Here is a 12,901-nt window from a genome sequence, read left to right as displayed (position 1 = left end):
CATTGAATCCGCGCTCGACAAGCGGTAATCCGCATATTATCTTAAGCCTGAAATATTCTAAATCGTCACCAGATTCCAACAAAAAAATCTCGCCAACACAGCCGTGTTCAGCGAGATTTTTTTGTTGAGTCGATTTAATTCACAACACTCGGTGCATCCTTCGTTTCAGGATCCGAGATGCCGATGACCTTGTTTGCGTACAATGTTGGGTCGGCAATCATCTTTAAAATGGCATCCGCCATACTCTTTCGTGAGCCGGAACCGCCCGCGAATTTTTCACCCTTTTCGGTGATGGTGTAGTTAATAGCATCGTGGTTATTTAACCAGGCAAACCGCATCGTCGTATAGGTGAGTCCCGACTGCTGTAACAGCTCTGATGCTTGCCGCATCGGTGCCAGAGCCCCACTGAGCGTACTTTGATTCCAAGCATAAAATTGAGGATTTGGCTCCTCAGCATAGATACCGATGGAACTGGCAGCCAAGACACGGTCCACATGTTGCGCCTTCATTGCTTGAATCACATTGGTTGTAATGGTGTTTTCTGAGTCGGTATCAACAGTCGCAATAAGTACCAGTTGCTGCCCCGCCATTGCTTGTTGAACCGCCTTTTCATCCGTTAAGTTACCTTCAACCAGCGTTACCCGTGGGTTATCTGCCAACTGCTGCAGACGCGAACGATCCCGCAGGAATAACGTCAATTCAATATCCTTAAATTGATCTTCCGTCAGAATCCGGTTTTCAACAAATTTCGCAATTTGGCCATTTGCGCCAAGAATAAGTACCTTCATACCAACGCCTCCTAAATATCATGTTTGACTCATCACAAGTGTACCGTGTTATGCCGCTTTTAGGGTCGAGAATGCTTGATTATCGAAAATGAACGACATTTCACTAGTCAGTTGAGGGTAATCACCGTGTTCTCATCAATACCGGTGACTTGATTCCAGCACTTCCGGTTGGCGGTTACTCAGCAAGTACCCGTGGCCACTTTTATCGAAGGCCAATCCCTCTAGTTCCCGTTTTGGCGACAACGACGACCAGTTAAAATTACTGTTGGTCAGCGACCCGCGACCCTTCAACCGGCTGGCAGAAAAGCTGGCAATGGAGCCATCTGAAACCAGATAGAGCCGCTTTCGTACGGGGTTATAACCCATGGATTGAATCCGCGTCCCTGGCAAGTGTTTGATAATTTGATGGGTCAGGCGAAACGACACGTGTTTGGCACTGATTTTCCCCTTGTAGACGTAGCCACCAGCGCCAGGATTCGTCCAGAAATAGGCGTTACCAGACTTATCAAATGCGAGGTCGTGACCACCCGGCAAATGCATGCCACCTGAGGACAATTTAAACCGTACCATTCTATCCGGCCGCAGTGACTTAGGACTAATGTGCTGGATCTCACCGTACATACTCGTTGGCACGCGGGCGCTCTTTTCCTTATCGCGCCACATGTAAAGCGCACCGCTCTTGAAGTTGTACGCTAACGACTGACCGTGCCCCGTGGTAAACATGGGGCCGACTTTGATAGCCTTTTGAATTCTCTTTTGCAGCGCAGAATACTTGCCCTTATGTTTCACATACACTGACTGTAATAGTTTTGGCGAAGATCGAATACCCAGTTTATCCAGTGTATTCAGGTTATACCGCACAATTTGACCCTTATTTTTCAAATTCGTTGGACAATAGACGACGTACATCAGCCGCCCCTTTGAAATAGCGATCGACTGCGGATTTCCCCAGCGCGCCTTATTACGTCCGGGCGACGGCAAGAGATACTTGGTCGTAAATGAAACTTTAATTCCCTTCGTTGATTTAATCGTATGCGTGCTGCCGCTGGCGTGCACGTAACTTTTAGGCACCTTCACAAAGTGCACCTTTTTATCATTGATCTTGCGCATCAAGTAGCGATGATACCCCACTAACCCCGATGATTTTTGATGCACGATCTTCCAACTTGCTGACGCTGACAATGGCAGCATAAACACCACCGCTGCAATGAACGCAACGAGGCCTGCCTTTCGATACTTCACACTTACATCCCCCTAAAACACGCTATTCTTCCAAAAGTAACATCTGAAATGATGTCACGCTTCTTATTTTCATCAATACTTCTATAATAGAACACTTTCAGAGCGTCTCAACATCAAACTTTTCTCGATTTTTGCATGATTGTGACTATTTTGTAATGATTGGCTTGAAAATTTCATTTCTTGATAGACGAAACTGCCGCTTCGTTGCGCCGGTCGGCCCTGCCGGCTCCACTACGCTACATAGTCGAAATAATTAACAGCTCAAAAGTTCGCACTAAAGTAGTATCTTTAAGCTGTAAATCGAGTATTACCACCAGACTTAGCACGGTATTATACATTGCTCTCACTGGAAGTATCAGCAGTCGAGGACGGATTCTCTTCAAACTTGGTTGAATGACATCGTGATTTTTAATCAGTAGTACGAAGCAAGCTCACAATGAGTGAAATACAGCAATTTGGCATGGAGCAATGTTGTCGACATCAGTTAGCGACCGTTCTGTGGTCGGTTACTGATGTGCGAGACGATGAAGATCCACTCGAGAGCTGCGCAGCAGAAATCGCGTTAGCTTCATCGCGAGCTACTATTGCGGAGTGCCAAATTGCGGAATGGAACGGGCCTAGACCTCCTGAAAAGGACCTACTTCGAATTCGAAACAGTCGAATAGCCGGTACTATAATCAATCGTAGCACCTGGTTGTATATTAAAAATGTAGATATTAAACCGTACCTGGTGGTCACCGATCGATTCACCCTGCATGTGGACGCCGCGGGCAACCAGTTCCTTGCCGCGAAAAATCGGTGTGACTTGGTAGCGCAGATAGTTGTGTGGGTGTTCCTTGAGATAACTGGCAACCTCGTCTTCATACTGCTCCATGTCGGGCGCATTCAACGACCGCGTGCCAGTCATTAAATTTTTCAGGTTGTTGTTCTGACCGGTCAGCTGATAGCCAATCAAATGACTGCGGTTATACAGCCAGTCCGTCTTGCCGTCATAGGTGATCCGCTTGTTGTGAAAACCCGTTGGATCCACGTACAGCGGTTCCCGTTCTGCGGTTGGCATTAGGGACTTGTTCAATAACGCATCCGCCCCAGTCACTCGGTTCAATGAATCCAACTGATGGTATTCCTGCCAGGCGCCCTTCGATGTGCTCAACTGTGCCTGCGTAAACGTGGGGACATTTTTGTTCACCTGCACGATCTGCTGATCGGTGTAGGTCAAATTGGCCAGTTCAGTGGTGCCCTTTGCCTTCGTGGTGCCGGTCCCAGTACTGGTACTCGTGTCGAGGCCACCGCTGCCGGTACTGTTGCTACCCGCGGTAAACGATTTGATGATCGACGACACTTGGCCCGTGATGGTCGACTGGCTGGCAGCCGTTTTCGAGCTTGAACTGTCGCCCGTTGTGGCCGCGATGCCGATGATAACGGCCACAAACAACACTAGATATGTGAAAAATGAATTATTGCGTCGGCGATACCGTTTTGGCATGCTGTGATTCCCCCTGTTTGGGTCGCGCCAGACCGCTGATCACCGTCACTTCCCTGACGATAGCCAGTAAATTGTCTGATAAAGATGAGCCACTTCATGGCTCATCGCGCGTTCCCGATTATTGTGCACCCCTTATTTTACTAGGAAACGTATGTTCGTGTAAAGGGGCAGTCGTTATATTAATTTAACCTTTTATTAAACGGCTGGTTATCTGCGTGTCACTTAGATATGCTATACTATCGGCAATGAGGTGATATAAAATGAAGAAGAAGCAGACAAAAGCCCTGCTTTACAGTCTTGTTGCAGTGATGGCGATCTTTTTAGCCGCCTGCGGTAAGCAAAGCCAATCAAAGAGCAACGAATCGGCCAGCTTCAAAAACGAGCCCACCACGTCACAAACATCTGACGTGAAGAGCACGGTCCTCAAGGGGGACGGTTTCTGGTACCTAGCTGGGTCCATTAACGGTAAGAGTAATTCAGGCATGGAAGCCATCGCGTTTGATTCAGATACCGGCAAAGCCACCATGTACAACGTTGACAAGTACTACATGTCTTACGGTAACGCGCAAAAGGCGAATGCGCTGAACAAGGAAGGCACGGTCAACTACAGCTTCAAGCAAAATGATAATAACCAAACCGTGATCAAGCTCTCCGGTAAGATGTCCGGTGTCCCATTTGATGAGACGCTGACCGTCAAGACGAAGACCCACGGGAAAAACAAGGATAAGACGCTCAACATCAGCGGCTACAAGGCCGTCCGTGACGTGGACGCTGACAAGACGAACATTGTGTTTGTCAGAGCTAGTGCGCCGAAGACTAAGTAAGAGTGTGGAAGAAGGCGTCTAAGGAGTGGAGCCTAAGTAACTTTCGGCATAAAATCCCGGTTTTGGATTTTGTGCCGGAAGTTGCTTAGGTGCCACTCCTTGCCTTCTGGAACACGTTTCGGCTAAAGGCTAATAGAAAGCCGCTGCCAGTAGTAATTTATAGCTTAAGAAATTCCATTTAGATTTTGTGCCAGAAGTTGCTCAAGTGCCACTCCTTGCCTTCTGGAACACGTTTCAGCTCTGTAAACAAAAAAAGTCTAGCAAAATTATGCTAGGCTTTTTATTTTTGCTTTTTTAACAATTCCAATCCAATATCGCCAAAATATCAGGCAACTTTCCCGGTATTTCCCAGGAAATAATCATTACCGATGCAGCATGCTCAGCCCAATGCGCTGCCCAAATACTTTCTCGGCAACACCAGTCGCGTTGGCCAGTACCACATAGACCGCCACGTAAATTAGGCCTAATACAGCCGCCAGCAACAAGGCCAGTATCTTTGAGGCAACCGCCGTCAACAGGTGGCTTAACAGGAAGGTTGCGGCCAGCAGAATGACCGCGAAAATGAGGTTCAGCCGCACGATCGACCACAGTTCGCGTAAATGAAGGCGGTAGTACCGACAAATAAAGTGGAGCCCCATCAAAATGACGATGCCAAACGCAATTGTGGTGGCAATGATGGCGCCTAATCCCTGAAGCGCGTATACGAGCGGCCATTGAAGAAGAAGTTTAACACCCAGACCAACCAGCAACGTCACGGTGGCCAGCTTGCTCATCCGCAACGACTGCATCAGCGTTAACACGTCAATCCCAAGTCCTAAAACAAAACTTTGAATGACGTTGTAAACGAGATAGTGGGCACCAAGGTTATCGAAGTTGAAAAAGACACCATAGATTGGATAGGAGAGTGCACTGATCATGATAACCATCGGCAACAGCGTCACCAGCAACAGTTTCAGGTTATCCGTAATCAGTTTTTCAATCGATTTATAGCTCGTTTTAACCGACGATAATTTGCCGGAGATCAGTGGCAAGGACGACTCGGACACCGCCATGGCGAGGGAGATCACCACCGTCGTGATCTTATTCGGATTAGCGGAAAAAATCGTGTAAAGATACTGCGTGTAGCCCGCCGATAGGTGCAGGCTGCCGACCAGAATCTGTTTAAAGAACAATTGATCAACGAGCTGACAGAGCGTGATGCCAGACCCAACGATGACAAACGGAATCGACTCATAGCTGATCATGAGCAGCGTCTTACCTAGTTGGCTCACGGACGGTTTTTCAGTCGACGCGGCGACTGCCGGAGCCCCGCGCCGTTGCCGGATCAGGCGCACCAACAGGTAGCCGTAGCTAAACACCGCCCCAAAGAAGGCGGCAGCCACACTGACGTAGACCGCCTGGATATAGTTTTGGTGGAGCACCTCAATGATCAGATACGTGCCCGCCAAAATGACAATGACCCGCACCAACTGTTCCCACAGTTGTGACAGGCCGTACGGTTTCAGGTCGCCATTTCCTTGAAACCAGCCCCGCAACGCGCTCATGGATGGTAAAATGACAATAGCGGGCACCAGGGCGCGAATCGCCAACGTTGCATCGCAGGTCGACTTGACCGGACTGCTGGCCGCCAGCACCGGCGCAAACGTGTACAGCAGAATCCCGCAGATGATACCGGACAGCAACATGATCACAAACCCAGTCTGCGTCACCCGCTTGGCGCTCAGCGGTTTTCCCTGGCCATTGTAGTAGGCCACCCGCCGCGCGATGGCGGACGGGAAGCCTGCCGTTCCCAGCGAGATAAACAGCGCATACGGCGTGTAGGCACTGTTAAAAATTGCCTGCGCCGTCGTCTGATGACTCGGACTGCCCAACATCGCCAACCACGGGATTAGGTACACAATACCCAACACCCGCGAAAAGATACTCCCAAACGAGAGCCAAAACGACCCAGAAATTATTTTCGAATTCATACGCGCATCAACCAACCATCTTCCTTTAAGCTTTTCTTCTATATGTTATATTGCGTTTGGTTCGCTACTTTCGCTGCGTTGCGTAACTTTTTCCAGTTTGCAACGTTACGTTGCGTCACATTACTTATTTGTAATCATGGTTCTTATCAGCAAGTTACTGACATTGGTTCCAACTATATTGGCTGGCTAGCAGTCGAGTGCGAATAATCTACGAACTAGCCTTAACTGTCTTGTGATACTTAACAAGTATATGTGGCTAGCTCACAATCAGTGGAATGGAGCGGTTTGGCACGGAGTTGTGGTGTCGATGGCACTTAATGGGCGTGACTTTCGGCCATTTAGTGCCATGCGAGACGATGAAGATCCATTCGAGAGCTGCGCAGCAGAAATCGAATTAGCTTCATCGCGAGCCACCACAGCGGAGTGCCAAACCGCGCAATGCAACGAACGTCGAACGCAAACGCCGAGTTCTAAAACTACCATTATCAGCCTACAGGAACACTGCTGGCAACACAACACAGTAATCGTTTACAAAAATTATTCTTTACCCGTTGTATTTAATTACTTACTAAGTTAAAATAAATAAAGGAGGCGCTTACATGGCGCAAGCAACCCAATATCCCTACCAGGACGTCTTCGAACCCTACCTGGAAAATGAAGGTTTGGCGCAACCGACGATCAATGAGTATCGGACGGTGCTGACCGATCTGTTTAGTTATATGAGTACGTTTAACACTGGCTATCAGCGTGATCATCGGGTAGCGGCGCTGTTTGACCGCGATGTTGAGCAGTATTTAGCGATGCTGATCAATGAGCGTCACGTGACGAATGGCACTTATAATAAGATGCTGTCACATATTAACATCTATTTCAAATACCTGTTTACCCACAATTTGATCTCGCAGTTTCCGACGCTGACCTTAAAAGGGAAGTCCAAGGAACAGCTTCGTGCACCGTCGACGAAGTGGCTGTACGCGTTGCCGGAGATCATGGGAAACGATCAGTTGTCATACTATACGCGACTGACGTTGTTGCTGACGAACCGCGGGTATACGGTGAAGGAAATGTTGACACCAGGATTTTACACCCAGTTTGATCCGAATTCCTTTAACGAATGGGAAACGACATTCTGGGCCGAATTCACCCGGTTCATCACCCCGATTCAGGCGCGCCAGCACAGCCAAGACCTGTTTTTAAAACAACGGTTCGACGGCGACCCGCACCTCACTGTGCCTGGTCTGCATAAGTATTTGAAACCGGATGAAAAGGTGCTCGGCATTCCGCTGACGCCCACCAAGCTCTACCAGAGCATGGTTGTTAACTATTTTCTGACCCACGACAAGCTCACGGATCAGGAACTGGCCGCCGATCTGCGGCTCGACCCTCAATCCATTGCGTATTATCATCAATTAGCGGCTGCCGTGAAGGCTTAGGCGGTCGTTTTGAAAGGAAGATTTCAATGACCAACTATCAATTTTTAAAGCCCTACACCTTAAGAAACGGCGTCACTATCGCAAACCGAATCGCCATGTCACCCATGACCGAGCAGTCCAGTTTTGAGGATGGCACCATCACCAGTGACGAAACGGCCTACTACAACCTGCGTGCTGGCGGGGTCGGGATGCAGATCACCGGCTGCGCCAACGTCAACGATTTAGGCAAAGGTTTTGAAGGCGAACTCAGCGCCGCCCACGAAGACATGCTGCCAGGTCTGACAAAATTAGCAAACGCCATGAAGGTCGGCCACACCAAGGCCATTTTACAGATCTTCAGCGCTGGTCGCATGAGCAACTCCAAGATCCTTCGCGGCGAACAATCTGTTTCAGCCGGTAACGTTCAGGCTGACCGACCAGGTGCCGAACAGCCCCGTGCCCTTTCTACGGCTGAGGTCGAAGAAACCATCATGGACTTTGCCAAGGCCACTCAACTCGCCATCGATGCGGGTTTTGACGGCGTGGAACTCCACGGTGCCAACACTTACCTCATTCAGCAGTTCTTCAGCCCACTGACCAACCAGCGTGACGACAAATTCGGCGGCTCATTGGAAAAGCGCATGACTTTCCCATTAGCCGTGGTCAAAATCTGCGCCCAGGTCATCGCCAAAGCCAACCGACCATTCATCCTGGGATATCGTTTATCCCCTGAAGAACGCGAAACACCAGGCATCCGCATGGCTGACACACTCGCCTTAGTGAAGGCGCTGAACCAGACCCCCATCGACTACCTGCACATCTCGCTGGCCGACGCCTGGGGCAGCTCCATTGTGGACGCCGACGACAAGCAACCCGTCTTCGAGAAAATCAAAGAAGTGCTCGCACCGGGCCTGCCATTGATGGTCGTCGGCCACCTCGCCAGTCCCGCTCAAGTCGAAAAATTGATCGGCGAAAACGTAGACTTCGCAGCGTTAGGCCGAGAACTGATCCGCGAACCACGCTGGGTTCAAAAGGTCGAAGCCGGCGAAGAAGACAGCATCCGCTACACGTTCGCACTGAGCGATGTCGACGAGTTGAAGGTAACGAAACCATTGCTCAACTTCTTGCTGACAGTGTTCAAGTGCGGGTTCCCGTTGATTACTGATGAACAGCAGATAAGGCATTAGAGCGTGGAGGAAAACGGTTTGAGGGCGGAGCCTAAGCAACTCTGACAGAAATACCTGGGCTTGGTATTTTTGTCAGAGTTGCTTAGGCAGTAGCCCTCAGTTTTCCGAAACGCGTTTCCGCTCGAGGACAGAGAACCACAATCGCTTAATTCTAAACTTAACAAAGAACACCAAACCCGTCCTTTCTAGGCATCCGTGCCGTAACGAGTTCCACAAAGCAAGGGGCGGCCATGTAAGGGACTCTGGCAAAAATGCCAAAAACGGACATTTCTGCCAGAGTCCCTTACATTCTGCCCCTTAACCGCTTTGTTCCACTCTCATTCACAATTAAATCGCTTTCATTCCCCAAAAAATAAGGTATGATAAAGAGAAAAGGAGTGATGGAAATGGCAAAAGAGATTACCGTTGATCTGTCAGACTTACAACGTATTGCTGACAAACACACTGAGATTATTAAAGAGTATCCCTGGTTAATTCCAGCAGGACTGGCATTGGAAATGATTCCACTTGCTCTATTTATTCACGGCCGAGCACAGAATGGCATTTACCGCAAGAAGTTGCAGATTGAACGCGAACGCACAAAGCAATTGATGCTGCAATCTCAAGGTCATCGCCACCACCACTACAAGCATAAGGGTGGCCACGGCCACCATGGTCCCGCAATCAAGCAGTTGGCTGACACCCGTTCAAAGAATTATTGACAGATTGTCTTCATATGACTAAAAAGTGACACATTTCTAAACCTAATAATTGGGATTAGAACATGTGGCGTTTTTTAGTCTCATCTTTATCTCTTTATCTCTACCCATTTCATATGTTTCACGTGAAACACCGATGTGCCAAGCAATAAAAAAGGAAGGCAGCGACTGCTAACAGCGCGTTGTCATCCTTTTTATTGTTTTATACAACCATCCTTTAAAACTTCTCCCAAGGCGCAGTGGCATTAGCGAAAGTTTCTTCAGGTGTTGCTTCAGTCGAAATACCCGCAATTGGCTTGAAAACAAAGTTCAAGAAATCCCAAAGTGGTGCTGGAATATTGAGGTCATCAATATCAGATGGTGACAATTGGTAACGGATCGTGCCTTCATCATTAGCAATGATTTTTTGAACCCATTGTGGTTCGCGAATCAATTCACGGCCGATAGTAGCAAAATCGATACCGGCATCAATTACTTTTTCTGCATCTTCTGGCTTCTCAATGTTGCCGACACCAATCAATGGAATCCGGTCGTCCAGTACACGTAAAATTTGTGGAAGGATTGGTTCTGTTGCTTCTTTATCGTTCAATGAAGTCCGCCAAACATTCCCCATGGAAACATGAAGGTAATCGAGTGGTGCATCCGCTAAACGGTCAACGAAAGTTAGTGTGTCTTCCAGCCGAATCCCCGGTGTTTCGATTTCTTCTGGACTGATCCGGTAGCCAACGATAAAGTCGTGATTAGCGTACTGATCGGCAACCTCCTTCACTTGGTCAATGACGGCCAGTGGGAAACGCATCCGGTTTTCAAGGTTGCCACCCCATTTATCTTCACGTTGATTGGAATTTGGTGAATAGAATTGTTGAATCAAGTAAGTGTTGGCACCATGGATCTCAACTCCATCAAATCCGGCTGCAATGGCCCGACGTGTCGCTTCACCAAAAGCTTTGATTTCATCCAAAACTTCAGCACCGGTTAAGGCGCGCGGTGTTTCTGAACCTGGGCGTTCAGCTGCAATAGCCGAAGCGCTAACGGGTTGTTGTCCACGCAGAATCTTAGAATTTGTCATCCGACCAGCATCAAAAATCTGCAGAATCGCCTTAGTTCCGTTTAACTTCATTGCTTGCGCCAACTTGGCTAAACCGGGAATCATGCGGTCGCTGTCAACACCGAGGTTACCTTCAAATCCCTTACCTGCAGGTGTCACGTAAGCACAGGCCGTAAGTTCCATACCAACGCCACCTGAACGCATGCCATAATAATCGATTTGATCTTTAGTAATTGCGCCATTTTCATGAGCACTCATTTCGGTCATTGGTGCCATCACGATCCGGTTTTTGACAACGGCACCATTACGGAAACGGTATGGGTTTAAAAAGTTATAATCTGTCATTTTTAGTAAGTCCTTTCTATGCTTCAGCTTTGATATCGATAACAGCGCGACCCTGAATCTTACCGGCGTGCATCTGGTCAACGATTTTGTTGATATCACTCATTCGACGTAACGACGTGATTGGTGAAACGAGTCCCTTTGATGCATACATGAAGGCTTCAGCTAAGTCATTCCGGGTCCCAGTTAACGTGCCTTTAACCTGAGTACCATCAACGATCATCTTGGCAATACTCATTTCCATGTTGCCAGCAGCCATCCCGACAGCGACTACTGTCCCATGAGCTTTTACAACGTTTGCTGCTTGGTCAAAAACGGTCGCAGCTGGTGCTGTAACGATTGCTGCAGCAGCACCTTCTGGTAAGTGCTCGTGAACAAATTGAGGCGAGTCATTATTGCTGGCATTGTATACCAAGTCAGCACCGGCATCCTTAGCTAAGGCAAGTTTTTCATCGAAGATATCAACGGAAATAACGTTCAAATTAAAGACGTTCTTTGCGTATTGAACGGCCAAGTTACCTAAACCACCAGCACCATAGACAACGATCCAGTCGCCGGGTTTTGTGTTTGATTCCTTGATTGCTTTATATGACGTCACACCAGCACAGGTAATGGATGTTGCTTTAACAGGATCCAATCCAGCTGGCACTTTAACCGCCCAGTCAGCTTTAACAATAGCCTGTTGCGCCATCGCCCCATCCACATCAAAACCAGATTCGTGACGATTTCGGCAAAGATTTTCTAGACCCTGTTCACAGTATTCACAATGACCACAGCCGGCAAAGAGCCAAGCAATCGAAACCCGGTCACCAGGTTTAACTGAAGTCACATCCGGGGCAACTTCACGAACGATACCAACGCCTTCGTGTCCTGTGATCCGGCCAGGATGTTCTCCCTGCGCACCACTGGCAATCAACAAATCTGTGTGACAGACACCACAGTATTCCATATCAACTAATGCTTCCCCAGCTTCAATTGGACGTAGCGTGACATCTTTAATGTCAAAGTACCCGTTTGCTGGTTCTTTAATCGTGACTGCTTTCATTCTTGAACACCTTCTAATTTAGTTTAACTTATTAACGATTACAACTTACCACCAGATTAGTCAGAGTCAAGAACTTTTTTCACATTATAGTTTTTATACAAGTGAAATAATGTTTTAATCGCTAATATATAGTGTTTTATTATTAATTAACTATTCACAAAAATATTCATTAAGCGTTTACATAAATTCCATAAACGTACATATATTGTTTCAGCTTGTTAACTAATATAGTGATAAAAAAATAACGCAACGGTCACTTACGTTGCGTTATCTTTTAATTTAATCGTCTGTATGCTGTTCTTTGCTTTTCGTAATTGAACCACCTTCAACAGGAAAATAACCATGCGTATCGCTAATAGCATCCTGAAATTCGTCCAAAAAACTGAAAAACTCTTGAATTCGACGAGTTCCCACACGATCTTGCCAAGTTTTGACATTTACGCGCTCATCCGCCGTCACGGCACGGTCGACCTCTTGGCCCTTTGGTGTAAGTTGCCAGATTTTCTGACGTTTGTCAGTACCTTCAGTCTCAATAATGAGCTGTTTTGCGACCAACCCTTTTAACAACCGAGTCATTGCCGGTTTACTGACTTGATGTCGTTCCGCTAAATCAGAACTAGCCATATCGGTGGTTGCCATGGCAATGTCGTGCATAATCAAATACTCATCAAATGTAATGTCATACTTGGCTTTCGGTGCGTTAGCATAAGCTCGAATAAACTTGCGTTGAAACAGATATGCCCGTTGAAATTCCATCATCATGATGTCCAGACTGACGATATTATTTTGGTCGTTATTAGCCACCGCCACTCACCTCGTTTTGTCTCAAAATATTACTTCTAGTGTACCGCATAGCAGC

At 47.6% G+C, this 12,901-nt stretch carries 11 protein-coding genes; 4 read left to right on the top strand and 7 right to left on the bottom strand.

Going from position 1 to position 12,901, the window contains the following annotated elements:
* Positions 1–134 precede the first annotated feature (134 nt).
* The 3 genes from AYR61_RS04990 to AYR61_RS04980 form a co-directional block, all read right to left on the bottom strand.
* Positions 135–788 (bottom strand): NAD(P)H-binding protein, encoded by a 654-nt coding sequence (locus tag AYR61_RS04990; protein ID WP_065901951.1) that lies wholly within the window; start codon positions 786–788, stop codon positions 135–137.
* Positions 789–923: 135 nt separating this feature from the next.
* Positions 924–2,030: a hypothetical protein gene (locus AYR61_RS04985; RefSeq protein WP_065901950.1), complete on the bottom strand. Its 1,107-nt coding sequence runs from the start codon at positions 2,028–2,030 to the stop codon at positions 924–926.
* Between the two features lie 637 nt (positions 2,031–2,667).
* Positions 2,668–3,516 (bottom strand): DNA/RNA non-specific endonuclease, encoded by an 849-nt coding sequence (locus tag AYR61_RS04980; protein WP_065901948.1) that lies wholly within the window; start codon positions 3,514–3,516, stop codon positions 2,668–2,670.
* A 260-nt stretch (positions 3,517–3,776) separates the two neighbouring features.
* Here AYR61_RS04980 and AYR61_RS04975 point away from each other — a divergent pair, with 260 nt between their 5' ends.
* The gene (locus tag AYR61_RS04975; protein ID WP_054709360.1) at positions 3,777–4,340 is read left to right on the top strand and encodes a hypothetical protein; all 564 of its coding nucleotides are present in this window, start codon (positions 3,777–3,779) and stop codon (positions 4,338–4,340) included.
* Between the two features lie 362 nt (positions 4,341–4,702).
* Here the strand turns inward: AYR61_RS04975 and AYR61_RS04970 are convergent, their stop codons facing one another.
* The gene (locus AYR61_RS04970; RefSeq protein WP_065903793.1) at positions 4,703–6,310 is read right to left on the bottom strand and encodes a polysaccharide biosynthesis protein; all 1,608 of its coding nucleotides are present in this window, start codon (positions 6,308–6,310) and stop codon (positions 4,703–4,705) included.
* A 599-nt stretch (positions 6,311–6,909) separates the two neighbouring features.
* Between AYR61_RS04970 and AYR61_RS04965 the strand changes: the two genes are divergently transcribed.
* From AYR61_RS04965 to AYR61_RS04955, 3 genes are all read left to right on the top strand, one after another.
* The gene (locus tag AYR61_RS04965) at positions 6,910–7,743 is read left to right on the top strand and encodes a phage integrase N-terminal SAM-like domain-containing protein (protein WP_065901946.1); all 834 of its coding nucleotides are present in this window, start codon (positions 6,910–6,912) and stop codon (positions 7,741–7,743) included.
* Between the two features lie 26 nt (positions 7,744–7,769).
* Positions 7,770–8,909, top strand: a complete 1,140-nt coding sequence (locus tag AYR61_RS04960; RefSeq protein ID WP_056987285.1) for an NADH-dependent flavin oxidoreductase — start codon at positions 7,770–7,772, stop codon at positions 8,907–8,909.
* A 386-nt stretch (positions 8,910–9,295) separates the two neighbouring features.
* Positions 9,296–9,610, top strand: coding sequence for a hypothetical protein (locus tag AYR61_RS04955; protein WP_054709353.1), 315 nt, complete (start codon positions 9,296–9,298; stop codon positions 9,608–9,610).
* Between the two features lie 214 nt (positions 9,611–9,824).
* On the opposite strand, the gene AYR61_RS04950 is transcribed toward AYR61_RS04955, so the two are convergent.
* The 3 genes from AYR61_RS04950 to AYR61_RS04940 form a co-directional block, all read right to left on the bottom strand.
* Positions 9,825–11,000, bottom strand: coding sequence for an NADH-dependent flavin oxidoreductase (locus AYR61_RS04950; RefSeq protein WP_065901944.1), 1,176 nt, complete (start codon positions 10,998–11,000; stop codon positions 9,825–9,827).
* Between the two features lie 16 nt (positions 11,001–11,016).
* Positions 11,017–12,042, bottom strand: a complete 1,026-nt coding sequence (adhP, locus tag AYR61_RS04945) for an alcohol dehydrogenase AdhP (protein WP_065901942.1) — start codon at positions 12,040–12,042, stop codon at positions 11,017–11,019.
* Positions 12,043–12,321: 279 nt separating this feature from the next.
* On the bottom strand, positions 12,322–12,846 hold the full coding sequence (locus AYR61_RS04940) for a MarR family winged helix-turn-helix transcriptional regulator (protein WP_054709346.1): 525 nt from the start codon (positions 12,844–12,846) through the stop codon (positions 12,322–12,324).
* Positions 12,847–12,901 lie beyond the last annotated feature (55 nt).

Origin of the sequence: Secundilactobacillus paracollinoides, from assembly GCF_001702155.1 — a bacterium.
GTDB classification, from domain to species: Bacteria; Bacillota; Bacilli; order Lactobacillales; family Lactobacillaceae; genus Secundilactobacillus; species Secundilactobacillus paracollinoides.
Note: the sequence above shows the minus strand (reverse complement) of the source record. Positions and strands in the feature narration are given on the sequence as shown.